Annotated in this window: 25 protein-coding genes and 1 pseudogene; 9 read left to right on the plus strand and 17 right to left on the minus strand. The window is 66.6% G+C overall.

All coding sequences use genetic code 11. The features are described from left to right. Positions 1-73: 73 nt before the first annotated feature. Both ACN9MY_RS05245 and ACN9MY_RS05250 read left to right on the plus strand, forming a co-directional pair. Positions 74-958 carry a CsgG/HfaB family protein gene (locus ACN9MY_RS05245; RefSeq protein ID WP_426320940.1) on the plus strand — a complete coding sequence of 295 codons (885 nt, stop codon included), beginning with the start codon at positions 74-76 and terminating at the stop codon, positions 956-958. Positions 959-1,055: 97 nt separating this feature from the next. Beyond that, positions 1,056-1,703 carry a response regulator gene (locus tag ACN9MY_RS05250; RefSeq protein ID WP_426168142.1) on the plus strand — a complete coding sequence of 216 codons (648 nt, stop codon included), beginning with the start codon at positions 1,056-1,058 and terminating at the stop codon, positions 1,701-1,703. Here the strand turns inward: ACN9MY_RS05250 and ACN9MY_RS05255 are convergent. From ACN9MY_RS05255 to ACN9MY_RS05305, 11 genes are all read right to left on the minus strand, one after another. Next, positions 1,677-2,309 (minus strand): YoaK family protein, encoded by a 633-nt coding sequence (locus tag ACN9MY_RS05255; protein ID WP_426320942.1) that lies wholly within the window; start codon positions 2,307-2,309, stop codon positions 1,677-1,679. The two genes, ACN9MY_RS05250 and ACN9MY_RS05255, sit on opposite strands and share 27 nt — an antisense overlap. Further along, complete coding sequence (locus ACN9MY_RS05260) at positions 2,288-2,713, minus strand: DoxX family protein (RefSeq protein ID WP_426336926.1); 426 nt, start codon at positions 2,711-2,713, stop codon at positions 2,288-2,290. The genes ACN9MY_RS05255 and ACN9MY_RS05260 overlap by 22 nt, the downstream gene beginning before the upstream one ends. 1 nt (position 2,714) lies before the next feature. Continuing rightward, positions 2,715-4,625, minus strand: a complete 1,911-nt coding sequence (locus ACN9MY_RS05265) for an amidohydrolase (RefSeq protein WP_426336927.1) — start codon at positions 4,623-4,625, stop codon at positions 2,715-2,717. Beyond that, on the minus strand, positions 4,622-4,879 hold the full coding sequence (locus ACN9MY_RS05270; RefSeq protein WP_426168153.1) for a DUF1427 family protein: 258 nt from the start codon (positions 4,877-4,879) through the stop codon (positions 4,622-4,624). The genes ACN9MY_RS05265 and ACN9MY_RS05270 overlap by 4 nt, the downstream gene beginning before the upstream one ends. Continuing rightward, the gene (locus ACN9MY_RS05275; protein WP_426168155.1) at positions 4,876-5,532 is read right to left on the minus strand and encodes a hydrolase; all 657 of its coding nucleotides are present in this window, start codon (positions 5,530-5,532) and stop codon (positions 4,876-4,878) included. The genes ACN9MY_RS05270 and ACN9MY_RS05275 overlap by 4 nt, the downstream gene beginning before the upstream one ends. Positions 5,533-5,552: 20 nt before the next feature. After that, complete coding sequence (locus ACN9MY_RS05280) at positions 5,553-6,998, minus strand: catalase (protein WP_426336928.1); 1,446 nt, start codon at positions 6,996-6,998, stop codon at positions 5,553-5,555. Positions 6,999-7,001: 3 nt separating this feature from the next. Next, the gene (locus ACN9MY_RS05285) at positions 7,002-7,967 is read right to left on the minus strand and encodes an alpha/beta fold hydrolase (protein ID WP_426336929.1); all 966 of its coding nucleotides are present in this window, start codon (positions 7,965-7,967) and stop codon (positions 7,002-7,004) included. A 92-nt stretch (positions 7,968-8,059) separates the two neighbouring features. Next, entirely contained in the window at positions 8,060-11,056 is a 2,997-nt protein-coding gene (locus tag ACN9MY_RS05290; RefSeq protein ID WP_426336930.1) for a sensor histidine kinase, read from the minus strand. A gap of 29 nt (positions 11,057-11,085) precedes the next feature. Continuing rightward, complete coding sequence (locus ACN9MY_RS05295; protein ID WP_426320951.1) at positions 11,086-12,864, minus strand: tetratricopeptide repeat protein; 1,779 nt, start codon at positions 12,862-12,864, stop codon at positions 11,086-11,088. Between the two features lie 14 nt (positions 12,865-12,878). Continuing rightward, positions 12,879-13,310: a nuclear transport factor 2 family protein gene (locus ACN9MY_RS05300; RefSeq protein ID WP_426168168.1), complete on the minus strand. Its 432-nt coding sequence runs from the start codon at positions 13,308-13,310 to the stop codon at positions 12,879-12,881. An 86-nt stretch (positions 13,311-13,396) separates the two neighbouring features. After that, positions 13,397-14,245 carry a CAP domain-containing protein gene (locus tag ACN9MY_RS05305; RefSeq protein ID WP_426168171.1) on the minus strand — a complete coding sequence of 283 codons (849 nt, stop codon included), beginning with the start codon at positions 14,243-14,245 and terminating at the stop codon, positions 13,397-13,399. Between the two features lie 52 nt (positions 14,246-14,297). Between ACN9MY_RS05305 and ACN9MY_RS05310 the strand changes: the two genes are divergently transcribed. After that, a complete protein-coding gene (locus ACN9MY_RS05310) occupies positions 14,298-14,837 on the plus strand; it encodes a DUF2058 domain-containing protein (protein WP_426168174.1) in 540 nt (179 codons plus the stop codon). On the opposite strand, the gene ACN9MY_RS05315 is transcribed toward ACN9MY_RS05310, so the two are convergent. Both ACN9MY_RS05315 and ACN9MY_RS05320 read right to left on the minus strand, forming a co-directional pair. Further along, positions 14,827-15,807, minus strand: coding sequence for a cyanophycinase (locus ACN9MY_RS05315; protein WP_426320954.1), 981 nt, complete (start codon positions 15,805-15,807; stop codon positions 14,827-14,829). The genes ACN9MY_RS05310 and ACN9MY_RS05315 overlap by 11 nt on opposite strands. 62 nt (positions 15,808-15,869) lie before the next feature. Further along, positions 15,870-16,574 carry a glutathione S-transferase N-terminal domain-containing protein gene (locus tag ACN9MY_RS05320; RefSeq protein WP_426336931.1) on the minus strand — a complete coding sequence of 235 codons (705 nt, stop codon included), beginning with the start codon at positions 16,572-16,574 and terminating at the stop codon, positions 15,870-15,872. Positions 16,575-16,695: 121 nt separating this feature from the next. Between ACN9MY_RS05320 and ACN9MY_RS05325 the strand changes: the two genes are divergently transcribed. Then, positions 16,696-19,134 (plus strand): penicillin acylase family protein, encoded by a 2,439-nt coding sequence (locus ACN9MY_RS05325; RefSeq protein ID WP_426336932.1) that lies wholly within the window; start codon positions 16,696-16,698, stop codon positions 19,132-19,134. Between the two features lie 6 nt (positions 19,135-19,140). Here the strand turns inward: ACN9MY_RS05325 and ACN9MY_RS05330 are convergent. From ACN9MY_RS05330 to ACN9MY_RS05340, 3 genes and pseudogenes are all read right to left on the minus strand, one after another. Further along, positions 19,141-19,371: pseudogene (locus ACN9MY_RS05330) on the minus strand (VapC toxin family PIN domain ribonuclease); the annotation flags it as partial. A gap of 19 nt (positions 19,372-19,390) precedes the next feature. Then, entirely contained in the window at positions 19,391-19,645 is a 255-nt protein-coding gene (locus ACN9MY_RS05335) for a FitA-like ribbon-helix-helix domain-containing protein (protein WP_426336933.1), read from the minus strand. A 79-nt stretch (positions 19,646-19,724) separates the two neighbouring features. Next, positions 19,725-20,186, minus strand: a complete 462-nt coding sequence (locus ACN9MY_RS05340; protein WP_426336934.1) for a hypothetical protein — start codon at positions 20,184-20,186, stop codon at positions 19,725-19,727. A 152-nt stretch (positions 20,187-20,338) separates the two neighbouring features. On the opposite strand from ACN9MY_RS05340, the gene ACN9MY_RS05345 reads away from it, so the two are divergent. The 5 genes from ACN9MY_RS05345 (at position 20,339) to ACN9MY_RS05365 (ending at position 24,815) form a co-directional block, all read left to right on the plus strand. Next, entirely contained in the window at positions 20,339-21,916 is a 1,578-nt protein-coding gene (locus tag ACN9MY_RS05345) for a methyl-accepting chemotaxis protein (protein ID WP_426336935.1), read from the plus strand. Between the two features lie 114 nt (positions 21,917-22,030). Continuing rightward, on the plus strand, positions 22,031-22,615 hold the full coding sequence (locus ACN9MY_RS05350; protein ID WP_426168194.1) for an RNA polymerase sigma factor: 585 nt from the start codon (positions 22,031-22,033) through the stop codon (positions 22,613-22,615). Positions 22,616-22,638: 23 nt separating this feature from the next. Next, complete coding sequence (locus ACN9MY_RS05355; protein ID WP_426168197.1) at positions 22,639-23,214, plus strand: ferritin-like domain-containing protein; 576 nt, start codon at positions 22,639-22,641, stop codon at positions 23,212-23,214. Continuing rightward, positions 23,211-23,576, plus strand: coding sequence for a c-type cytochrome (locus tag ACN9MY_RS05360; RefSeq protein WP_426168201.1), 366 nt, complete (start codon positions 23,211-23,213; stop codon positions 23,574-23,576). The genes ACN9MY_RS05355 and ACN9MY_RS05360 overlap by 4 nt, the downstream gene beginning before the upstream one ends. A gap of 36 nt (positions 23,577-23,612) precedes the next feature. Next, positions 23,613-24,815 carry a diguanylate cyclase domain-containing protein gene (locus tag ACN9MY_RS05365; RefSeq protein ID WP_426336936.1) on the plus strand — a complete coding sequence of 401 codons (1,203 nt, stop codon included), beginning with the start codon at positions 23,613-23,615 and terminating at the stop codon, positions 24,813-24,815. Here ACN9MY_RS05365 and rnk read toward each other — a convergent pair. Further along, entirely contained in the window at positions 24,812-25,195 is a 384-nt protein-coding gene (gene rnk / locus ACN9MY_RS05370) for a nucleoside diphosphate kinase regulator (protein ID WP_426336937.1), read from the minus strand. The genes ACN9MY_RS05365 and rnk overlap by 4 nt on opposite strands. Between the last annotated feature and the right edge of the window lie 32 nt (positions 25,196-25,227).

A 25,227-nucleotide genomic window follows, 5' to 3' on the forward strand; every position in this document is an offset into this window, starting at 1 on the left:
CTATTTGATAGTTTTTCTGGCATGCCTTTCTTATAAAATCGGCCGTTTCATCCAAAAATTAGGGGATCTACGTATGAAGACCAAACTGTTCGCGGCCGTGGCGGCCCTGGCGCTGGCCGGTTGTGCCGGCACCCAACCAACCCTCGGCGGCGGCAGTACCGTGGCCACCGGCAGCGCCGGCGGCGCCACCGCCGCCAATGCCAACACCCAGCTGGAAAAATGCGACCGGCCGCTGGGCACCCTGTCGGTGGTGGAAGACCGCAGCATGCCGTGGTTCCAGCAACTGAGCCAGTACAAGCTGGGCTCCACCACGCCGGTGCTGCGCATGATGATCCAGCAGTCGAACTGCTTCGTGGTGGTGGAGCGCGGCGCCGCCATGGACCACATGATGGGCGAGCGCGCGCTGGAAAAATCGGGCGAGATGCGCGCCAACAGCAACTACGGCAAGGGCCAGATCGCCGCTGCCGACTACACCATGAGCCCGACCATCACCTTCAGCCAGAAAGGCACTTCGGGCGTGGGCGGCGCACTGGGCGGCTTTGGCCTGATCGGCAGCGTGGCCGGCATGGTGGCCGGCAATATGAAGACCAATGAAGCGTCGACCATGCTGCTGATGATCGACAACCGTTCCGGCGTGCAGCTGGCGGCAGCCGAGGGCAGCGCCAAGAACACCGACTTCGGCGCGTTCGGCGCCCTGTTCGGCGGCGGCGCCGCGGCCGGCGCCAGCGGCTACACCAACACCCCGGAAGGCAAGATCCTGGTGGCGGCCTTCATGGATTCGTACAACAACGTGGTGCGCGCGGTGCGCAACTACAAGCAGCAGGAAGTCGCCGGCGGCCTGGGCACCGGCGGCGCGCTGGGCGTGCAGGGCGGCACCACCGCCGCTTCGCAGCAGCCGGTGGCCGCGCAGTCGCAGGTGCAGGCGCCTGCTGCCAAAGCCAAGGCCAAGAAGAAGTAATTCCACCCGTTTGCCGGGCGTACAGCACGCCCGGCAAATTGCCAGTCCCGCCATCCGTTGTTATAGTTCCCCTTGCAGTCTTGCGCGGAGCTATACCTTGAACACCCAGACCATTCCAGACACCGCCGCGCCAATCCGGGTGCTGCTGGTGGACGACCATCCCATGCTGCGCGCCGGCCTGGCCGATGCGATTGCCGGCCAGCCCGACATGCAGGTGGCGGCCGAAGCCGGCGACGGCCGCGAAGCCGTTGCCGCCTGGGCCTCCGTGCGCCCCGACCTGGCCATCATGGACCTCGCCATGCCCGGCATGTGCGGCCTTGAGGCGCTGCAGGCCATTCGCGCCCAGTTCCCGGCGGCGCGCATCGTGATGCTGACCACCTTCGGCGGCGACGCCCAGGTGCGGCGCGCGCTGGAGGCCGGCGCCAGCGGCTTCCTGCTCAAGAGCAGCTTGCGCAAGGAGCTGGTGGGCATGATCCGTGCCGTGCACGGCGGCCAGCGCTACATCTCGCCGGAAATCGCGCAGCAGCTGGCCAGCCACCTGGGCGCCGCCCTGCTCAGCGAACGCGAGGCCGAGGTGCTGCAATGCGCGGCAGCCGGCAACGCCAACAAGCGCATCGCCAGCCAGCTGGCGATTTCGGAAGAAACCGTGAAGGCGCACATGCGCAGCATCCTGGCCAAGCTCGGCGCCAACGACCGCACGCACGCCGTCACCATTGCCTTAAAGCGCGGCATTATCGGGCTTTGATGGCTGCTGCCCGGCCAGCGCCGCCATTGCCAGCAGCAGCGCCACGGCCGGAAGCAGGCCGACGCCCATGCCCCAGCGCGATGCCAGCGCGCCCGCCACGCAGCCCGCCGCAAAGGCCAGCACGCCGCCGCCCAGCGCCGCCAGCGCGGGCCGTTCTGCGCCGCCCACGCGGTCCAGGCAGTCGATCACCAGTTGCGTGACATTGCCGGTCATGACCGTGCTGGCCGGCAGTTTCGCCAGCAGCAGCTTGCCGTAGCCGTTCTGCGCTCCCATGGCGGCAGCGCACAGCAGGCCGGCAGCCATGTCCCAGCGCGCGCTGGCCGCTGCCGCCAGCATCAGCGCCGCCTGCAGCAGGTGGGCCGGCCGCAGCGCCTCCCTGCCGCCGCCCTGGCAGCGCCGCACCAGGGCCCGCACTGCCACCACGCCGCCGACGAAAGCAGGGAAGGCGAGCAGCTTGAGCAGCACGTCATTACCCGGCGACACCACCTCCCGTCCGAGCAGGACGAAGTTGCCCGTCACGTGGGCCGTGAACAGGCCATGCAAGGCCACGAAGCCAAGGGTGTCGACGTAGCCGGCCAGGAAACTCAGGGTCGTTCCGCGTGCCATCTGCCCTCCTTGCGTGTCAGGTCGTGCCAGGCCACCAGCAGGAAGCCGCCAGCCAGGCCGAGGTGCTCGTAAAAGCTGTTGGCCGCCATGAAGCGTTCCATACCCGCCATTTCCCAGTAGCGGTTGGCAATGAAGCTGGCTGCCACCGTGAACAAGGCCAGCCAGGCGGCGCCCAGCCAGCGCAGGCGGCCGCTCAGGATCATCGCCGCCGCACCCAGCTCGCCGGCGATGACCAAGATCGCCAGCGGCGCCGCCGGCTGCAGCCCGAAGTGCTGCATTTCGCCGACCGCGCTGCCGAAGTCGAGCAGCTTGTTCAAGCCGCCCTGCAGGTATGCTGCGCACAGCAGGAGCAGGGCCAGCCAGTGCAGGGCGCGGATGCCCGCGCCGGGCCTGTGCGGCGCCATGTCACACCGCCCAGCAGGAGCAGCCCAGCGCGCCCCAGAACGACTTCAGGTCCGCAATCGGCAGGGAGCGGGTCCAGGCCGTCGCGTGCTGGTGGCCGTGCATGCCGCATTGGCTGGAGCAGCCGCAGGCCGCCGCCGCTGCCATGGCGGCAGTCCTGGCGTGGCCTGCCGCGCCACCCTGCGCGCCGCGCGCCACGGCGCCCGGCATGGCGCCCCAGGCGCCGTAGCCGCCGTACTGGCGCACCGGCGACCAGTCCGGCATGGCGGGCGGGGTCGGCGGATCGTACTGGCCGAACGGGCCGGCGCCGTACACCACCTTGCCGCCGACCACGGTGAGCAGGGACGTGGTGTCGGCAATCTCGTCCTCCGGACAGCGCAGGAAGTCACGGTCCGGCACCATCAGGTCGGCCAGCTGGCCGACGGCGATGCGCCCCTTCTTGCCTTCCTCGTTGGAGAACCAGGTCACGTTCTCGGTCCACATGCGCAGCGCCGCTTCGCGGTCCAGCAGGTTGCGCTGCGGGTAGAGCCGCATGCCGCCCACGGTGCGACCGGTGGTCAGCCAGGACAGCGAGACCCAGGGGTTGTAGGAAGCCACGCGCGTCGCGTCCGTGCCGGCCGACACCTTGACGCCGGACTCGAGCAGGTACTTCACGGGTGGCGTCGCTTCCGCCGCTGCCGCACCGTAGCGCTCGACGAAATACTCGCCCTGGTAGGCCATGCGGTGCTGCACCGCCACGCCGCCGCCCAGCGCTGCGATGCGGTCGATCGATTGCGGTGAAATGGTTTCCGCATGGTCAAAGAACCAGTGCAGGCCATCGAGCGGCATGTCGCGGTTCACCTTTTCGAACACGTCCAGCGCGCGCGAAATCGTTTCGTCATAGGTCGCATGCATGCGCCATGGCCAGCGGTTCTGCACCAGGATGCGGATCACGCCTTCCAGGTCGTCTTCCATATTGGCCGGCATATCGGGGCGCGGCTGGCGGAAGTCCTCGAAATCGGCGGCCGAGAAGGTCAGCATCTCGCCCGCGCCGTTGTGGCGGAAGTAATCGTCGCCCTGCTGGTACTTGCTGCTGGCCGCCCAGTGCAGGAAATCGTCCTTTTCCTGTTTCGGTTTTTGCGTGAACAGGTTGTAGGCCAGGCGGATGGTCAGTTCGCCGGCATCGGCCAGTTGCTGGATCACCTGGTAGTCCTCGGGGTAGTTCTGGTTGCCGCCGCCCGCGTCCAGCGCGCCGGTCACGCCGAGGCGATTCAGCTCGCGCATGAAATGGCGGGTCGAGTTGAGCTGGTATTCCGGCGGCAGCTTGGGGCCCTTGGCCAGCGTGGCGTACAGGATGGATGCATTCGGTTTGGCCAGCAGCAGCCCGGTGGGGTTGCCGGCGCTGTCGCGCAGGATCTGGCCGCCCGGCGGCTCCGGCGTGTTGCGGTCGTAGCCTACAGCGCGCAGCGCGGCGCCGTTCAGCAGGGCGCGGTCGTACAGGTGCAGGATGAATACCGGCGTGTCAGGCGCCACGGCATTCAGTTCCTCGATGGTCGGCAGGCGCTTTTCCACGAACTGGTGTTCGGTGAAGCCGCCCACCACGCGCACCCATTGCGGCGCCGGGGTGATGGCCACCTGGGCGCGCAGCATGGCCATGGCGTCGGCCAGCGAGCGCACGCCGTCCCAGCGCAACTCCATATTGAAGTTCAGGCCGCCGCGGATCAGGTGCAGGTGGTTGTCGATCAGGCCGGGCAGCACGCGCCGGCCCTGCAGGTCGATCACGCGCGTTTGCGCTCCCGCCAGCGGCAGGATCTCGCGCGCCTCGCCCACACGGGTAAAACGGCCGCCGGTGACGGCAACCGCATCGGCCTCGGGCTGGCTCTTGTCCAGCGTCGTGAAGCGGCCGTTGTGGAGTATCAGCTCCGGAGCAGTCATTGCTTCTCCTCGTTCTTTGCAGCGCAAGGCAGTTCGCCGAAACAGTGCGGCTTAACGTGTTCTTGCAGCCATGATAACTGCTGTTCCTTCGGCGCCAGCCACTGGCGGACCAGCGGCGGCACCTGTTCTCCCAGCAGTATGCCGAGCAGCCCCACCAGCGCCACCACGGGCGGCGCCGGCGAGCGCACGTTCAGCACGCCGTACAGGATGCCGGCCAGCAGGCCGGCACCCAGCGAGAGAAGATAAATCTTCACTGGCCTTCCTTGGCGTGGAACATGGTCTGGGCGTAGATGATGCCCAGGCCGTAGGCGCCGCCGAATTTCTTGGCGATGCCGGTGGTCAGTTCATAGGTGTCGGTGCGGGCCCAGTCGCGCTGCAGTTCCAGCAGGTATTGCAGCGAGGTCATTGGGCGGGCGCCGGCCTGCACCATGCGGTCCATGGCGCGCTCGTGCGCTTCGGTGGACACGTCGCCGCAAGCGTCGGCGATCACGTACACCTCGAAGCCCTGGTCCAGCGCCGACAGTGCCGGGCCGACGATGCAGACGCCGGTCCACAGGCCGGCCAGCACGATGCGCTTCTTGCCGATGGCGTTGACGCGGCGGATCACGTTCTCGTCTTCCCAGGTGTTCATGGAAGTGCGGTCGGTGATTTCCGCGCCCGGGAAGGCGTCCTTGATCTCGTCGAAGACCGGGCCGGAGAAGCTTTTCTCGGCCACGGTGGTGACGATGGTCGACACGTCGAATCCGGCGGCGGCGTGCGCCACCAGGGCGGCGTTGTTGCGCAGCTGGACGGCGTCGATCGAGTGGGTGGCGAACGCCATCTGCGACTGGTGGTCGATCATGATCAGGGTGTGGTCGCGCGGCGTCAGCAGCAGGGAACCCGGGGTGGCTTTGGCGTTAATGGTCATGTTGTTTCCTTTTAAGTGAGTTACCAGAGTGGGCGCAACTTGTCGAGCGCGGCGGACACGCCGGCGCCGTAGGCTTCATCGGCCTTGTTGCAGTTTTCAATGTGGCGCTGCTGGATGTGCAGCGGCACGCCGGCCAGCGAGCGGGCCGTGTTGTCGAACAGGGCTTGGCGCTGCCGCTCGTCCATCAGGCGGAACAGGGCGCGCGGCTGGCTGTAGTAGTCATCGTCGGCGCGGTGGTTGTAATGCGCGGCGGCGCCGTCCAGGGACAGGGGCGGCTCGGCGTAGGCGGCTTGTTGCTGCCATTCGCCCTTCGAGTTCGGCTCGTAGCCGATGGTGGCGCCCTGGTTGCCGTCGACGCGCATGGCGCCGTCGCGGTGATAGCTGTGGAAGGGGCAGCGCGGCGTGTTGACCGGGATCGCGTGGTGGTTCACGCCCAGGCGGTAGCGCTGGGCGTCGCCATAGGCGAACAGGCGCGATTGCAGCATGCGGTCGGGCGAAAAGCCGATGCCCGGCACCACGTTGGCCGGCGTGAAGGCGGCCTGTTCGACGTCGGCGTGATAGTTGTCCGGGTTGCGGTTCAACTCCAGCACGCCCACTTCATGCAGCGGATAGTCCTTGTGCGGCCAGACCTTGGTCAGGTCGAAGGGATTGAAGGCTGCCTGCGCGGCCTGCTGCTCCGTCATCAGCTGCACTTTCAGCGTCCAGCGCGGGTACTCGCCGCGCTCGATCGCTTCGAACAGGTCGCGCTGGGACGATTCGCGGTCCTTTGCAATCAATTCCGCAGCCTCGGCATCGCTCAGGTTGACGATGCCTTGCTGGCTGGTGAAGTGGAACTTGACCCAGTGCCGTTCACCGCCGGCGTTGATGAAACTGAAGGTGTGGCTGCCGAAGCCGTGCATGTGGCGGTACGAGGCGGGGATGCCGCGCTCGCTCATCACGATGGTCACCTGGTGCAGCGCTTCCGGCAGCAGGGTCCAGAAGTCCCAGTTGTTCTCGGCGCTGCGCAGGTTGCTGCGCGGGTCGCGCTTGACGGCGTGGTTCAGGTCTGGGAACTTCAGCGGGTCGCGCATGAAGAACACCGGGGTGTTGTTGCCCACCACGTCCCAATTGCCCTGCTCGGTGTAGAACTTGACGGCGAAGCCGCGGATATCGCGTTCCGCGTCGGCCGCGCCCCGCTCGCCGGCCACGGTGGAAAAGCGCGCGAACACCTCGGTCTTCCTGCCCACGGCGCCGAACAGCGCGGCTTTGGTGTAGCGCGTGATGTCGTGCGTCACGGTGAAGCAGCCGAAGGCGCCCGAGCCCTTGGCGTGCATGCGCCGCTCAGGGATCACTTCGCGGTGGAAGTGCGCCAGCTTTTCCAGGTGCCACACGTCCTGCAGCAGCATGGGGCCGCGCGGGCCCGCGGTTTCCACGTTCTGGTTGTCCGCAACCGGCGCGCCGGCCGCGGTAGTGAGCTTGCGTTCCATTGCTTAGCCCTTGATGAAAGCCAGCAGGTCGGCGTTCAGCTTGTCCTTGTGGGTGTCGGTCAGGCCATGCGGCGCGCCAGGGTAGACCACCAGCTTGGCATTCTTCAGCAGCTTGGCGGCGGACTTGGCGGCAGCGTCGATCGGCACGATCTGGTCGTCGTCGCCGTGCAGCACCAGCATCGGGATGTCGATCTTTTTCAGGTCGGCGGTAAAGTCGGTTTCGGAGAAGGCCTTGATGCAGTCGTAGGTGTTCTTGTGGCCGGCCATCATGCCTTGCATCCACCAGGCGTTAATCATGCCTTGCGATGGCTTGGCGCCCGGGCGGTTGAAGTTGAAGAACGGGCCGGAAGCGATGTCCAGGTAGAGCTGCGAGCGGTCTTTCAGCGAGCCGGCGCGGATGCCGTCGAACACTTCGATCGGCAGGCCGCCCGGATTGGTGGCGGTCTTCAGCATCAGCGGCGGCACGGCGGAAATCAGGCCGGCTTTGGCGATGCGCTTGCTGCCATGGCGGCTCAGGTAGCGCGCCACTTCGCCGCCGCCGGTCGAGAAGCCGAACAGCGCTGCGTTCTTCACGTCCAGCAGGTCCAGCAGCTGTGCCAGGTCGTCGGCGTAGTGGTCCATGTCGTTGCCGTCCCAGGGCTGGCTGGAACGGCCATGGCCGCGGCGGTCGTGCGCGATGGTGCGGTAGCCACGGTCGGCCAGGAACAGCATCTGCGATTCCCAGCTGTCCGAATTCAGCGGCCAGCCATGGCTGAACACCACTACCGGGCCGTTGCGCGGGCCCCAGTCCTTGTAATAGATTTCCACGCCGTCGCGGGTGGTGAAGGTGCCGGAAGTGCGGCCGGCGGCGGCGGAGGCCCTGGCGCCGGCCGGTGCGGCGGCGGCGCTGGAAGCGGAGAGCGAGGCGCCGGCGGCGGTGGCAGCGCCCAGCAGGACGTTGCGGCGGCGGTTGCTGATAGGGGATGGCATGGTCGGTTCTTCTTTCTTCAAGTGGTTAAACAGCAATTGAAAGAATAGCCAGCCGATGCCGCAGCCGAATCGCCCATCCGGGGGCGCGCCGCCTACCTCTTTTGGGGGAGGGCCGGCAGCGCCGGCTTGTCGGGCAGCCAGCGCCACAGGCGGCGCAGCAGGCTGTCGCTGCGCCGTTCGGCATAGGCCAGCTGCGCCGGCATCTGCAGGCGCACCGCGGTGCCGCCCTGCGCCGGCGAGACGATGGTGCAGGTGGCGCCCAGCGCTGCGGCGCGTTCCTGCATGCTGACCAGGCCGAAGTGTCCGGGCAGGGCCGGATTGCTGCCGATGCCGCCGCCGTTGTCGCTGACTTCGAGCTGGAACAGGGTGGCGCCGTAGTCGATCAGCAGGTCGACCCGCGTTGCCTGGGAATGGCGCGCCGCATTGAACAGCGCCTCGCGCGCGATGACCAGCACCTCGCAGTGCACATGATCGAGCAGCGGGCGCGCCGCCTGCGTCACCGACAAGTGGAAGCGCTCGTTCAGCAGCACCGTGCCGTACTGGCGCAGCACCTGGGCCAGGTTCTCCGCCTCGCCGTCGCCGCGCAAGTCCATGATGTAGTTGCGGCCCTCGGCCATCAGCTGGTCGGCCAGCTCCAGCGTCTGCTCGATCCTGGCCTTTTCCTCGCTGTCGCGGGGCAGCAAGGCAGCCTGGCGGTCGAAGAACATGATCAGCCCCTGCACGCTTTGCAGCAGCGTGTCGTGCAAGCCGCGCGCGATGCGGGCGCGCTCGGCCAGGCGCTCCTGCTGCAGGTCGCGCATGCGTTCCGTCAGCTGGCGCACGCGCAAGGCATACAGCGCCAGCAGCGCCAGTGCCGCTGCCGCCAGCAGCAGGGCGTCGAACCAGCCGGTCTGGGTGAACGATGGCAGGATCTCCAGCTGCATGCTGGCGCCGTCTTCATTCCACACGCCGTGCTCGTTGGCCGCCGTCACGCGGAAGCGATAGCTGCCCGGCTGCAAATTGGTGTAGAAGGCCTCGCGCCGGCCTTGTACCTCCTGCCATTCCTGGTCCACGCCCTCCAGTCGGTAGCGGAAGCGCACCCGTTCCGGCATCGACAGGGTGAGCGCCGTGAAAGCGATGGCCAGGTCCTTGCTGCCCTTGGGCAGCTGTAATGCAGGCAGCGGCAGGTAGGATGCGCCGCCCGAACGCAGGCCGCGGATCTGCACCGCCGGCGCCAGCGTGTTGCGCGCGATGTTGGCGGGATCGATGCTGGCAATATTGTTGGCGGTCGAAAACCACAGCTTGCCGTCGCTGCCCTGCACCAGCGAGGGCAGGGGGCGGAACTGCTCCGCGCTGCCCAGCAGGCCGTCCTGGGCATCGAAGCGCTCGAACTGCGGCAGGTAGGCCGGGTCGGTCAGCAAGCGCGTGAGCTGCGCGGCCGACAGGCGCGAGATGCCGTCGATGCCGTGCAGCCACAGCTCGCCATGCGCCGTGCGCGCGATGCCGGAAATGCCGCGCAAGCCGGCTTCCACCGCATGGTAGCCGGCGCTGTCGAACCAGCCCAGGCCGAACTCGCCGCCGGCCCACATGCGCGGGCCGTCAGCCTGCAGCGCCAGCACGTTGCCGATGCCCACGCCCTGCTCGGGGCCGAAGATGCGCGCCCGGCCATCCTCGATGACGGCGATGCGGCTGCCCAGGTAGCCGACCCAGATGCGCCCTTGCTCGTCGCTGGCCACGGCGGGCGCCAGGCCCTGCGGCAGGCCGGCCACGCCGCCATCCTTGCGCCAGTTGTTGCCTTCGGCCATGAACAGCCCCTTGCGCGAAAGCGACAGCCACATGCGGCCCGCGCGGTCCAGCGTCATGGCCTGCACGTCGTGCTGCGCGTGTTGCGGCGGGTGCGGATAGCGGGTCAGCAGGCCGGAGGGCGCGCGGCGCCAGCGCTCGCTGTCGGTGCCGAACCAGAGCGCGCCGTCCGGGGCGCGGTAGCCGGCGGTCATGCTGCCGGCTTCGCGCCGCAGGCGCAGGCCTTCGCTGCTGTAGCTGTAGACCGCGCCCGCCATATTGCTGACCAGGATGCGGCCCTCGCTGTCGGCCAGCATGCCCGGATGGTCCAGTTCCTCGGGCGTGGCCAGCAGGCGCAGGCGGTTGCGGCGCAGCCGGTCCAGGCCGGCCGAGGTGCCGATCCAGATATTGCCTTCGCGGTCTTCGAACCAGGTCTGCGGCAGGCCGCCGCTGATGCCGCTCTCGCGCGTCAGCTGCTGCGCCGCATCGCCTTCGGCAGCGCCGTCGCCGGCCAGGCGCTCCAGCGCGTGGGCCTTGAGCAGCCACATGGTCCCGTGGCGGTCGAAGTGGATGCCGTTGGCCGCCACTTCCGCCTGCGGCGCGGCGCCGCTGGCCGGGGCCCGGTCCTGCAGGCGGTAGCCGCGGTCGTTGCCGTCCGTGGCCCACATGGTGCCGTCCGGCCCTTCGGCCAGCGACATCAGGTCGAGGTAGGGCCAGGCGCGCCGGAACTGCAACTGGCCCGCCTCGCGCCAGTAGACGCCGCCCCGCACCGACACCCACTGCCGCCCGTTGCGGCTGAACAGGATCTGGCGCGCGCCGCCGTCCGGCAGCCCGCTCTCGGGCCCGACCCGTTGGAAGCGGCCGGCGCCGGGCCTGAGCTGCGCCAGGCCGCCGCCGGCCGCGACCCAGATGGCGCCGTCCGGGCCCTCCGTCAGGCTCAGCACCGCCGATGCGGGCAAGCCTTCGGCCGGCGTGAATTCGCGCACCTTGCCGTCCACGAAGGCGGTGACGCCGCCGAAGCGGTGCCCGATCCACAAGCCGCCGTCGCGGGTGGCCAGCAAGCCCATGGTGCTGGTCGACTGCAGCCGGTGCCCGGCCAGGCTTTCGATGCGCTCGAAATGGGCGCCGTCGAAGCGGTGCAGACCGCCGGGCGAGGCGATCCACAGCCAGCCGTCGCGCGTCTGGGCGAATTTGACAACGTCGCTGGGCGCGCCCTGCAGGCGGGTCCAGGCGGTATGGGTGTAGTCGGCCAGCAGGCGCGCCGGCGCGGCCTGCGTGGCGCAGCTTGCTGCCAGAGCGAGGGCAGCGATCAGGGAGCGGAGAAACATTCCGCTAGTGTAGGTGATTCGCGCCCGCCCTATAAACGCGAAAGGTCGGGCCCGCCGCTGGGGCCCAGCCAGGTGGCGGCGAATCGCTTGTGCGCAGCGGCGGCGGCGGCCTTGTCGCCGCGTTTCTCGTACACCGCGGCCAGGCCGCGCAGGGCCCAGCCATTGCTCGGCGTTTTGGCGAACGAGGCGCGGAACGCCGCTTCCGCTTCTTCCAGCTTGCCGGCCTTGAGCAGCGCCGCCCCCAGCGACTGGCGCACCGGGTAGTACCAGTACGGCGGCTCGGTATAGGGCAGCGCATCCTGCGCCGCCACCGCCTGCGTGAACAGGGCGATCGCGCCGGGCAGCTCGCCCTTCGCCTCGGCCAGCTTGCCCGCTGCCACCAGGCGCGCGGTGCGCACGATATCGGCGCCGGGCACGCCCCAGTCCTGCAGCGGCTTGAAGTCGGCCTGTTGCTCGATGGCGGCAATGCGGTCGACCTCGCGCTGGCTGTCGTCCCACATCGCCGTGCGCGCAAAGCCGACGGCGCGCGCGTAATGCCACATCGCGCGCAGCAGCACGAATTCCTCGGCCGGAGCCGGCAGCGCCAGCAGCGTGCCGGGGCTGCTGAACTGCACGTGGGCGAAGTAGGGCGCGGCGCGCACCGGCTGCAGCGGCGGAATCGCGCGCAGCTGTTCCGGGCTGATCGACTGCTCCAGGCGTTGCGTCGCCTGCAGTGCGGCCTTGCCGTCGCCGCCCATCAGCGCCGAGACCATCGCGAAGTGGATGTTGTGCGGATAGTAGGCGCCCTTGTACATCGGGTCGCTGGCGGCGCCGCGGAAGTAGGTTTCGTCAATGGCAATGGCATCGAGATTCGCCTGCAGCGCGTCCTTGTACAGGCCGACGCGGTAGTAGATGTGCGACGGCATGTGCACGATATGGCCGGCGCCGGGCATCTGCCTGGCCAGCTGGCGCGCATGGGGCAGGGCTTTTTCGGGATGGGTCGAGGCTTCCATCGCGTGGATGTAGTAATGGATGGCGCCGGGGTGGCTGGGATTGCGCTCCAGCACCCGCTCCAGCGCATCGACCAGCTCCTGCGTGCGGCCTTTCGGGCTGGCGCCGCCCGCTTCCCAGTAATCCCAGGGCGACAGGTCCATCAGCGCTTCGGCGAACAGCACCTGCACCGTGTCCTCGTTGGGGAAGCTGCGCGCAGCGTCGGCCATGGCGGCGGCATAGGCCTGGTCCAGCGCTGCGCGGTCGGCTGGCGGCTGCGCGGCGTAGCGCCGGTTGACGGCGCGCACCAGCGCCTGTTCCACCGGGCTGGCGCTATTGGCTGCCGCCGCTGCGCGCTCGGCTGCCGCAAACGCCGGCCCCGCCATGTCGGGAAACATCGGCGCATTGATGTTCGGCCCCAGCACCAGCGCCTCGCCCCAGTGGCACATGGCGCACTGCGGGTCGGCCTGCTGCGCGGCGTGGAAGGCGCGGGCCGCTTCCGCGTGGTTGAAGGCGAACAGCAGGCGCAGGCCCTGGTCGAAGTAAGCCTGCGCGCGCGGGCTGCGCGTGGTGATCGAGAAATGCAGCTTGCCCAGGTCCTTGTACAGCGGCGGCGGACCGCCTGCCTGCGCCTGGCGCGCCTGCTGCGCCGGCTTGAAGGGCGCCGTTTCGGCCGGCGCCGCCAGCGCCAGCAACAGCGGCCGGCCGCCGGCCGGATTGGCGCATAGCGCGCCATCCAGCAGCGGATCGAAGGCCGGCTCGCGTACTGCCTGCGAGCCGGCAGGGAGGGCGCCGGCCGCCAGGCACAGCATGAAGGGCAGGGCACGGGCGGCCGGCATGTCAGCTCTCCTTGTCAGTGGTGCAAGGGCTTGCCGGCAGCCTGGCCGGTGGTGGCCGGGTGCAGGGCATGCTCCAGCTTGCTGGTGTCGTAGTAGGCGCGCAATGAAGCGACTTTATTGTCGCGCATCTTGAAGACGTGGACGAACGGATTCTCGTAGGCGATACCCGTGCTGCGGGCAATCCAGCTCGAGTCGCCGGTCACCACCACGGTATCGCCTTCCTGCACCATGGTCTTCGGTTCGAGGTAAGTGCACTGCGTGGTCTCATTCAACTTCACGAAGAATTCGGCTATCTGCTGCTTGCCTTGATAGCTGCCACCTATGGGCAGGTAGTCGGAGTCGGGATTGATCATCTCCGCATCGTCGTTATAGCGTTCGAGCAGGCCTTTCAGGTCGCCTGCCGCGAATAGCTTGTAGCCTTCACTGATGAACTTTTTGGTGTCCATGACATCCCCCAAACACCGGCACCTGCAGCGGCATGCCGCAGGCTGCCGATCAGATAAGCCTAGTACGCAGGGGGCAGATGTCAAGCTCAGCGCGGGGCGCCGAATACCTGGGTCCAGTAGGCTGCCGGGCGCTTGCCCTGGCGGATGGCGACGCCGGCGCCGAACTCGGTGAAGCGCGGGTTCATCAGGTTCAAGCAATGGCCGGGACTGTTGATCCAGCCGGCCACGGCCTCCGTCGCACTGGACTGGCCGCGCGAAATGTTTTCGCCGATATGGCGCCAGCGGTAGCCTTGCGCTTCGGCGCGCTGTGACACCTCGTTGCCCTGCTTGTTCTTATGGGCGAAGTAGCCTTGCTGCGCCATGTCCTGGCTGTGGGCCAGGGCGGCCGCTGCCAGGTCCTTGTTCCAGGCCAGCGCCGGCGCAGCGTCCATCCAGGTGTCGCCGCATTGGCGCGCCTGGGCGCGCGCCGCATTAGTCGCCCTGAAGACCTCCCGCGCTGCATCGGCCATATCGGGCAGCAGCATCAGCGGGTTCGGCGCCGGCACCGCCAGCACGATGGTCCATTCATTGCCTGAGCGGTGGGCGCCGATCTCGCGATAGCGCGCGCTGCCCAGCGTGGCGCAATACGAGTCGCGCAGGGCCTCGAAGGCGCTGCGCGCGTCTGCGGGGCCCTCCACATTGACCGCGTCGGCGACTTCCGGGTCGTAGCCGGCGCTGTCCAGCGCCGCCAGCAGGATCATGCCGGGCCGCAGCGCGATGCGCGACAGTACCGGCTTTGGCGCCAGCACCGCTACGGCGGGGCGCTGCTTGCCCTGGCAGGCGGCCGGCGCGGCACGCCAGGCGTTGACCATCGCCACAAGTTGTTCGGCATCGCCGGCATGGGCAGGCGGCAGCAGCGTGGCGAGCGCGGTTGCGAGAATAGCAAGTCTCTTCATGCAGGCACTATACGCGCTCTGCTAAACTTGCGGGCAACAAAGGAGTGTGACAATGGTTTCATTGCAAGAACAATTGATGAAGGCTGGCCTGGTCGACAAGAAGAAGGTCAACAAGGTGCAGCAGGAAAAGTCCAAGCAGCACAAGGAAGAACTGCGCAGCGGCACCAAGGCCGTGGACCAGACGCGCGAGGCGGCCCTGGAGCAGCAGCGCAAGAATGCCGAGCGTGCGCGCGAGCTGAACGCGGCGCGCGACGCGGCTGCCACCCAGAAGGCTATCCTGGCCCAGGTGGTCCAGATGGTGCAGCAGCACCGCCAGCCGAAAGGCAACGGCGATGTCGCCTACAACTTCACCATCGGCAGCAAGATCGAGCGCATTTACGTATCGGATAAGGTGCAGCAGCACCTGGTCAACGGCCGCCTGGTGATCGTGGTGCTGGACGGCGTGGCCGAACTGGTGCCGAAAGTGGTGGGCGAAAAGATCGCTGAACGCGCGCCGGAAGTGGTGGTGGCGGTCAAAAAGGCCGCCAGCGAGCAGCCGGCGGAAGACGATCCTTACGCCGACTACAAGATCCCGGACGACTTTACCTGGTAAGCAGCACCCCGGCTTCGGCGGACACGGTGAAAGGCACCGTCGCGCCGCCATAGCCGGCCCAGTTGCGCAAATCGAAGCTGCCGCCGCCCGACATGCGCTGTCCCTGCAGGTTCAGGTAGGTCAAGGGCTGCTTTGGCTTGCACACTTGCGGCAGGCCGACCGATTGCAGGAAGGTGACCGAGCCCGTGCCCACGCGCGTGCCCTTGCCGTCTTCCACCAGCAGCGCCGTTTCCACGTCCACCCCGATGCCGCGCGCCATGCCGGCCCAGCCATCATTGACGATGCGGGCGATGAAGGCCACCAGGCGACCCATGCGGTCGCGCGTGTCGAAGTGGGCGTCGGTAATCACGCTGCCCAGGTCGGGCAGCAGCAGGAAGTCGCGCTCAAGCGTCATGCGTTTGTCGTAGGGATTGGCCAGTGCTTCAGCCGAGGTGATGCTGCCGTTCAGTGCCGCAAAGCCGAAGCGCCCCATCAGGGCCAGGCCGGCGCTGGTGCCGCCGATCGGGATCTTGCGCCCGGCCAGTTCCTGGATCGCAGCCTGCACTGGCGTGCCCTGCCAGAAGTTGATGTAGTCCGACTGGTCGCCGCCGGCGATGAACAGTTCTTCCGCATTGCGGATGCGTTCGGCCACGAAGGGATCGTTGGCGGCATCGCGGCTCGGGATCACCAGCGTTTCCACCGATTGTGCCCCGCCCATGGCGAAGATATAGGGGTTGTAGGCGTCGGTGCCGCGGCTGCGGATCACCACGAAGTTGCCGCCGCCGCCTTTCTGGATCATCCAGGCAAAGACGGCATCGACGTCCGGCCCGCCACCCATCAGCACCAGGCTGGGTTTTTTAGGCTGCGGCAAGACGACGTTGGTGGGATCGCCCACCGCGTAATACTGGTAAGGCTTGCCGGCGTGGGCGGGTGCTGCCAGCGCGGCGGCCAGCAGCAGGAAGACAGCAGACAGGCGGTGGAGGCGTGGCATAGCGATGCTCCCGGGCTGGTGGAAACCTGCCCAGCCATTGTACGCCCGTCACTTGCAGGAATTTAGCTGCGGGCTGGAATATTCAGGCCGCGCGCCACAGCCGGGCGGTCGAGGAAGGCGGCCAGCACGCGGCGCACGTTGGCGAATTTCTCGAAGCCCACCAGGTCGCCGGCGCCGTAGTATTCCACCAGGTTGCGCACCCACGGGAAGATCGCAATATCGGCGATGGTGAACTGCTCGCCCATGATCCACTTGCGGCCTTGCAGGCGCTGCTCCAGCACGCCGAGCAGGCGCGCCGATTCGTTGATGTAGCGGTCGCGCGGGCGCTTGTCTTCGTATTCCTTGCCGGCGAACTTGTGGAAGAAGCCCACCTGGCCGAACATCGGGCCGATGCCGCCCATCTGGAACATCACCCACTGGATGGTTTCGTAGCGCGCGGCCGCGTCCTGCGGCATCAGCTTGCCGGTTTTCTCGGCCAGGTAAAGCAGGATGGCGCCCGATTCGAACAGCGGCAGCGGCTGGCCGCCCGGACCGTCCGGGTCGATGATGGCCGGGATCTTGTTGTTCGGGTTAAGCGACAGGAACTCCGGCGACATCTGGTCGTTGCTGTCGAAGCTGACCAGGTGCGGCTCGTAAGCGAGGCCGGTTTCTTCCAGCATGATCGATACCTTGACGCCGTTCGGCGTGGACAGGGAATACAGCTGCAGGCGTTCAGGATGTTGGGCGGGCCATTTGGCGTTGATGGGAAAGTCGGTAATGCCAGTCATGCTCAATCTCTCGCGGTTGGACAATGAACCGCGATTATGGGGCAATCCGGTTTTTCATGCCCAAGCCGGGTTATTATTGCCAAGCAATTAACTTTGCGCATACCGATAACTAGGAGACAAGATGAGACAGCATGTTTTATCCCGTATTCTGACGTTGGTCCCGTTCGCGCTGCTGGCGGCCTGCGGCAGCAGCAGCGACGATCCCCCCGCGGCGCCCACTCCCCCACCGATTACCGGCACCACCTATGTCGCATCGATCCGCTATACCTCCTACGGCGTCCCGCACGTCAAGGCGGAGACTTTCAAGGGAGCCGGCTATGGCTACGGCTACGCCTTCGCCAAGGAGAACATCTGCCTGTACGCGGAAGAACTGGTGACCCTGCACGGCGAGCGCGCGAAATACTTTGGCGGCGCCAGCGGCTATCTGGGCCAGCTGGGCGACACCTTCGGCAATATCGATTCCGACTTCTTCTACAAGCTGCAGTTCACGCCGGCGCTGGCGGCCAAAATCAAGGCCGCCTCCAGCCAGGATGCGCAAGACCTCACCGCCGGTTTCGTGGCCGGCTACAACCGCTACCTGAAGGAGACTCCGCTGGCCAGCCTGCCGGCAGCCTGCAACAGCGCCGTCTGGGTGCAGCCGATGACGGAGGATGATGCCTACCTGCGCTTTGCCCAGGCCGCGATGGCCGGCAGTTCGCTGGCCTTCATCAAGCAGATCGGTTCCGCGCAGCCGCCGAAAACCGCCACGGCCGCGCTGCTCAAGCGCAGCAAGCCGCGCCTGCTGGCCGCCTCCGATTACGCCAATTCCTCGATTGCAAAAGGCTTGCAGGCCATCCAGGAGCACACCATCGGCTCCAACGGCTTCGGGCTGGGCAAGGACGTGACGCAGTCCGGCAAGGGCATGGTGTTCGGCAACCCGCACTTCCCGTGGTGGGGCGCGTTGCGCCTGAACCAGCTGCACCTGACCGTCACCGGCAAAGGCTACGACGTGTACGGCGCCACGCTGCTTGGCGTGCCGCTGCCGCTGATCGGCTTTAACGACAAGGTGGCGTGGACCCACACCTTCTCCACCGACAACCGCTTCACGCTGCGCTACCTGGCGCTCGACCCGAGCAGCCCGACCCGCTACATCAAGGACGGCAAGCCGGTGGCGATGACGGCGGTGCCGCTGACCATCAGCGTCAAGGGCGCCGACGGCGCGCTCACCTCGCTGTCGCGCACCCTGTACACCACCGAGTTCGGCCCGATGCTGATGGACAGCTCCTTCGCCTGGGGCACAACGTCGGCGTTTGCGATCCAGGACGCGAACCTGGCCAACCATAAGCTGATCGACCAGGTCATCCTGAACGGCAAGTCCACCAGCGTGGACAGCCTGCGCACGGCGGCGGCAACCCATGTCGCCATGCCGTGGGTGAACACCATGGCCGCCGACAAGGCCGGCGATACCCTGTACGGCGACTTCTCGGTGGCGGCCAACGTGCAAGATGCCCAACTGGCCGGCTGCGTTCCCGGTGCGGCGCAAGGCGCGCCATTCCAGGACATCATGGCCACCACCGGCGTGGTGGTGATGGCGGGGACGACCTCGGCCTGCGACTGGTCGGGCGCGATCGGCGCCGCCCAGCGGCCCTGGGTCAAGCGCAGCGACTACATCCTGAACGCCAACGACAGTCACTGGTGGCCGTCCGCCAGCACCTTCCTCACCGGTTATCCGAAGATCATCGCCACCGGCCCGAATGTGGAAGGCGCGCCGCAGAACAACCGCACCCGTACCGGCCACGCCATCGTGCGTGACCGCCTGGCCAGTGCCGACGGACTGCCGGGCAACCGCTTCACCATGGCCAACCTGCAGCAGATTTACTTGCAGGCACGCTTCTTCAAGGCGCAGAAATGGCTGCCGGAATTCACCGCCGCCTGCCTGGCTTCCAGCACCGCCACGGCGGCGGCCAAGGATGCCTGCACTGTGCTGCAAGCATGGGACAAGACCCATGCGCCAGGCAGCGCCGGCGCCATCCTGTTCTTTGAGCTGTATGCAGCGCTGGGCGAACTGAATGCGGCTTCGTGGTGGAGCGTGCCGTACAACCCGGCCGACCCGCTGGAGACGCCGCGCGGCGCCGCAGGCATCGCCGCCGCCATGGCGAAGCTGGAGGCGCTGGTCGCCAGCAGCCAGTTCGATACCGCAGCCAAGCGCCGCACCCGCCCGGAAGAAGTGCAAACCCTTTCGCGCCCCGACGGCAGCCTGGCCGTGCCGGGCGGACGCTATACCTTCATGAACTGGCGCGGCGTGAAGAACCAGATCTATCCCGGCATCTGGATCTACACGGCCGATTCGAAAACCAACGCCGGCGCCTACGGCAACAGCTATATCCAGTTCGTCACCTGGGACGATAGCGGGCCGGTAGCGGAAGGCATCCTGACCTACAGCCAGTCCTCCAACCCGGACAGCCCGCATTTCAATGACGAGACCAAGCTGTACGTGAAAGGCCAGTGGATCAAGCTGCCCTATACCGAGGCCCAGATCACTTCCGACCCGGGCTACAAGCTGGTTGAGATCTCGGAGTGAATCTCTTTACCCTGATTGGCCAGGCGGCGCCCATGGATTAAAAACGGAGACGCCTGCCGCTTGGTAAGGAGCCGTATCGCGGAACGCCACAATGAAGTTGCGCGATGCGGCAATCGCAGCGATGTAGCCGACCGGCGTGGGAAATCCACGCCCGGCGGATTTTGCTGCCGCGGCCAGTTCCGCATAATGCCGGGCGGCTTCGATATCGAAGGGAAGGATGCGGCTCCTGAACAAACCACATTGGTGTCGAGGACGATCATTCGAGCGTCAATGGCTCGGCAGGTTTGCTGTCACGGGCTTGAGCTATGGTTTCGATGTCCTTGTCTGTAATGCCGATTTCGCGGCCGAGTGCAGACAAGGCTTCGCCCATGCGGATTCGCGTTTCCGGTTTTACTGCGCTGGCCAGAATTTCCCGCACTTCAGCCTCGGTGCTGCGCCCATTTCCGGCGGCACGCACCCGGAGCGCCCGGTGGACTTCATCGGGAAGGTTGCGAATTGTTAACATTGCCATCGAATCCCTCCGACAAATGCTGTGGATGCATTCATCCTAAACAGATGAATGCAAGCTAGCAAGCGCCGATTGCAATGAATTACGCGGCTCGGCGCGCGGCGCGGCAGGCTTCGAGCTGGGTGCGCAGCTCGGCGGCTTCGGCCAGGTAGTTGTCGCGCGCCGTGGTGGCGCCGACCAGCTCCATTTCCGCCGCCAGCTTGGCATCGGACAGCGTGGCCGCGATGGCGACGCTGCGTTCGAGCTGGCCGCGCAGGTCGGCGATCTGGGCATCCTTGCCTTCGATCGCCAGTTGGTCCTTGGCCTTGCCGACCAGGGCGTCCGCCGCGATATTGCGGGCGTTGCGCAATTCCCCATTCAGGCGCGTGATCTGGTCTTCGTTTTCTTCCAGCGTGGCGTGGGCGGCTGCCAATTGCGCACGCAGTTCTTCGATCTCGCTGCGCAGGGGGCTGCCCGCTTCCTGGGCGGCTTGTTGCACCCAGTTGCTCAGCGCCGCCTTGACCGATTCGGGGATTTCGAGTTGGGGGATGTCGTGCTCTGCCATGTCCGGCTCCGGTGAGGTGTCCACAATCCAGACACGATACCCCTCGATTTGCCGCAGGGCAATGGATGAAAGGAAACTGAAAGCTCCTGTTTGTTACCCTGAAATTTGCTTCTTGGTAACAAGCCAGGGCTAACAATAATAGGGAGACAATCATGGGCTGGTTCTACCACCTGAAGATCGGGAAGAAGCTACTATGCGCGTTCAGCCTGGTCATCGCCTTCACCTGCGTGATGGGGCTGTTCTCCATCGTCGAGCTGGTCAAGGTCAGCAAGTCCTCGACCGACATCGCCACCAACTGGCTGCCGGCAGTACGCTGCGTGGGGCAGGTGCAGACCTCGCTGGCCCGCTACCGCATTTCCGAGGCCAGCCACATCCTGGTGGATGAAGGCGAGGAAATGAGCACCATCGAAAAATCGATGGCCGGCCGCCTGGACACCATGCGCAAGCAACAGGAATTGCTGGCCGCGCTGGTGACCGATGCCGAAGAGTCACGCATTTACGCCGACCTGAAACAGGACATCGATGCCTACCTGGCGCAGAGCGCAAAATTGGCCGCGCTGTCGCGCGCCGGCAACAAGGAAGAGGCGCGCCTGCTGTTCCGTGGTGCTTCCAACAAGATTTACCGCAAGCTCAATGAGCAGTTCGAAGCGCTGTCGAAATATAACGACGAAGGCAGCAGCGGCGCCGAAAAAGCCGCAGCGGAACGCTTCGAGATGTCGCGCAAGCTGATCATCGGCATGCTGGCCGCGCTGCTGGTGGTGGGCGTGCTGCTGGCGCTGTGGGTGGCGCGCATCGTGGCGGCGCCTTTGAATGAGGCGGTAGCGGTGGCGCAGCGCGTAGCGGGCGGCGACCTGAGCGCCAGCATCAAGGTCGAATCGCGCGATGAGACAGGCGCGCTGATGCAATCGCTGCGCGAGATGAACGATAGCCTGGCGCACGTTGTGGGCCAGGTGCGCGGCGGCACCGATGCCATTGCCACCGCCTCGGCGCAGATCGCCAGCGGCAACCTGGACCTGTCGGCCCGCACCGAGAGCCAGGCCAGCTCGCTGGAAGAGACGGCATCGGCCATGGAGGAGCTGACCTCCACTGTGTGCCAGAACGCCGACAACGCGCGCGAAGCCAAGCAGCTCGCGCAGTCGGCATGGAACGTGGCCAGCGATGGCGGCAAGGTGGTGCAGCAGGTGATCCTGACGATGGAAAACATCAGCGCCGCCTCCGGCAAGATCGTCGACATCATCGCGGTCATCGACGGCATTGCGTTCCAGACCAACATCCTGGCTCTGAATGCGGCGGTGGAAGCGGCGCGTGCCGGCGAGCAGGGACGCGGTTTTGCCGTCGTCGCATCGGAAGTGCGCAACCTGGCCCAGCGTAGCGCCTCGGCGGCCAGGCAGATCAAGCAATTAATCGACGACTCCGCGCGCGAGGTGAATACCGGCACCCGGCTGGTGCAGCAGGCCGGCAGCACCATGGAACAGGTACTAGCCAGCGTGCGCCGCGTCAGCGACGTGGTGGCGGAGATCTCGGTCGCCAGCGCCGAGCAAAGCACCGGCATCGATGAAGTCAACCGCGCCATCGGCCAGATGGACGAAGTGACGCAGCAGAACGCCGCCCTGGTCGAACAGGCCGCTGCTGCAGCCGGAGCGCTGCAGGAGCAGGCCGACCAGCTGGCGGGCGTGGTCAGCCAGTTCCGCCTGGCCGGCATGCCGGGCCGGCAGCTGGCGCTGCGCTAGGCGCCTCCCTGCATAATGAAAACCACCTTCGGGTGGTTTTTTTTTGTTTTTCGGGAACGCAGGCGCAACGCGCGACATCCAATGTCTTGAAAACAGCCAGAAACGGGGAGCCCCATGAACGACCTAGCCGCATTCGAACAGCTGATGCGCCGCCATAACCGCGCCCTATACCGCACCGCGCGCAGCATCGTGAAGGACGATGCGGAAGCCGAGGACGTGCTGCAGGAAGCCTACCTGCTGGCTTTCCGCGCGATGGCCGACTTTCGCGGCGAAGCCAGCATGTCGACCTGGCTGACCCGCATCGTGATCAATGAAGCCATCGGCCGCACGCGCCGCCGCAGCGCCGAGATCATCCCGCTTGACGTGGAGGACACAATGGACGAACACCAGGAACGACCGGAGCAGGCCTTGCTGCGCAGCGAGGCGCGGCGCCTGATCGAGCGCAAGATCGATGGCCTGCCCGACAGCTTCCGCACGGTGTTCGTCCTGCGTGCGCTGGAGGAAATGACGGTGGAGGAAACCGCCGCCTGCCTCGCCATCCCGGAAGCCACCGTGCGCACGCGCTATTTCCGCGCCCGCGGCCTGCTGCGTGAAGCCTTGTCGCGCGAACTCGATGTCGCGCTGGAAGATGCGTTTTCCTTCGACGGCGCACGCTGCGACCGCATCGTTGCCAACGTTCTCGAACGGCTGAAAAACTGACCACCCACCACAAGGAGAAAACCATGTCCTTCCTGATTTCCCTCGACGACGCTGCACAGGGCACGCGCCGTTCCTTCCTCTCCAGATCGGGGCTGCTGCTGTCCGGCGCGGCCGTGGCGTTGCTGGCGGGCGAAGACGCCCTGGCCGCCAAAGGCGACAAATCGTCCGACGAAGACGTGCGCATCCTGAACACGGCGCTCGGCGCCGAACTGGAAGCGATTGCCGCCTACCAGCTGGGCGCGGAAAGCGGCCTGCTGCAAAAGTCGGTTCTCGACCTGGCGGTGACCTTCCAGGGCCACCACAAGGAGCATGCCGACATCCTCGCCAAAACGATCGCCAAGCTGGGAGGCAAGGCCGTTAGCGCCAAGGCGAAATATGCCTTCCCGACCGAGAACCTGACATCGCAGACGGACGTGCTGCGCTTTGCCGCGGCACTGGAGAAGGGCGCCGTCAGCGCCTACCTGGGCGCCGTGCCGCTGTTCGGCAACCGCGAGCTGGCCAAGGCGGCCGCCAGCATCCTCGGCGACGAGGCGATGCACTGGGCGGTGCTGCGCAACGCCCTCGGCGAAGCGCCGGTGCCGTCGGCCTTCATGTCATGAAAACCCCGCTTGCCGCACTGGCGCTGGCAGCGTGCAGCGCCACCACGCAGGCCGCGCCGGCTGCCAGCGTGGCCGCTGGCAAGGTGGTCTACGAGCGCTGCCTCGCTTGCCACGCGCTGGCCTACGACCGCACCGGGCCGCGCCATTGCGGCCTGTTCGGCCGCCGCGCCGGCAGCCTTGCAGGATTCCCGTATTCGCAGGCGATGCGGCGCTCGCGCATCGTCTGGAACGAGCAGACACTCAACCTGTTCCTGGCCGATCCGCTGAAGACCGTGCCCGGCACGAGCATGGGCTATGCAGGCGTCAAGGACGACGCCGAGCGCGCCGACCTGATCGCTTACCTGAAGCAGGCTTGCCGATAAACTTGTCCATGGCTTGTTTTGCGGTATCCTCGTTGGATGACCGATGCTTTAGCGCGCCTGCCGGAGCTGTTACTGGACGCCGTCTTCATGGTGGACGAGGGCGGACGCATCGTGTTCGTCAACCCGGCCTGCCGAGCGATCTTCGGCTACGCGCCGGAAGAAATGATCGGCCGCATCATCCTCGACTTCATCCATCCGGATGACAAGGACAGGACCGTGGCTGAAATGGGACATGTGCTGAACGGCCGTCCAGGCCTCGGCTTCGAGAACCGCTACCTGCGCAAGGATGGCAGCGTGGCCCACATCATGTGGACCGCGCGCTGGTCGCCCGAAGACCGCTTGCGCATCGGCGTGGCGCGCGAGATCAGCGAGCGCAAGCTTGCCGAGCAGCGCCAGGCCGGCATGCTGGCGCTGGCCACGGCCGCCCATGGCGCCGACAGCCTGCCCGAACTGTTCCGCAGCTTCGACCAGATCCTGCAAGGCTTGCTGCCCTTGCGCGGCATGGTGGCCGTGTTGCAGCCGGGCGAGCGGCTGGCCTATGCCAGCACGCCGGAACGGGCCGCGCGGCTCGACGCGACAGGCTGGCACCACGTCACCTTGTCGGGTTCCGGCATCGCGTTCGGCGAATTGCGGCTCGACCTGGGCCAGCACGGCGCGCTGTCGGCGAGGGAAATCGATCTGCTGGAATTTACTGCCGGCCAGGCCGGCGCCGTCATCGAAAGGCTGGCGCTGCATGCCGACCTGGCCCACGCCGCGCGCTACGACGAGCTGACCGGCCTGCCGAACCGGCGCCTGTTCCAGGACCGCATCCTGTCCGCCATTGCGCGCTGCCGGCGCGGCCAGTCGCGCGGTGCGCTGCTGTTCATCGACCTCGACGACTTCAAGCAGGTCAACGACCAGCATGGCCATGTGGTGGGCGACCAGCTCTTGCATGCCATTGCCCGCCGCATCACGTCCTGCGTGCGTGAATCCGATACGGTGGCGCGCATCGGCGGCGACGAATTTGTCGCCCTGCTGGAAAACGTGGCCGGCCATGCCCAGGCAGAGGCCCTGGCCAGCAAGATCCGGCAAGTGATTGCCACGCCCCTGGTGCTGGCCGGCCGCACCCTGCAGCCACACGCCAGCATTGGCATTGCCCTCTATCCCGAACACGGGGAAGTCATCGACCAGCTCATGCGCCATGCCGACCAGGCCATGTATGTGGCGAAAGCCGCGCGCAAGGCCGCGGCGGCCAGTTAGCGAAAGCACTCGCCGGCCCGTTCGGGCTGGTACAGCACTTCCAGTACGCGCACCGTTGACAACTGGCCATCGGGGCGCGGCCAGTGGATCGTATCGCCTGTTGACAGGCCCAGCAGGGCCGCGCCGATCGGTGTCAGTATGGAAATGGCGTCCGGCACCTGCGCCATGTCCCTCGGATAGGCCAGCGTCAGGCAATGCGCCTCGCCCGAGCCGTCAATGGCGAAGCGGACGGTGGAATTCATCGTCACAACGTCAGGCGGCATGTCCTCCGGTGCGCGGATATCGGCGCGTGCCAGCTCGTCCAGCAGGGCGGGACCGATGCCGGCCAGAGCTTCAATGCGCTCGGCGTCGAGTGATGAAATGGTGATATTGGGTTGCATGCGGAATTCTCCTGGTTTTCGGTTCAGCTTGT

The sequence above is a fragment of the Pseudoduganella sp. R-31 genome (genome assembly GCF_049913235.1).
GTDB lineage: Bacteria > Pseudomonadota > Gammaproteobacteria > Burkholderiales > Burkholderiaceae_D > Rugamonas.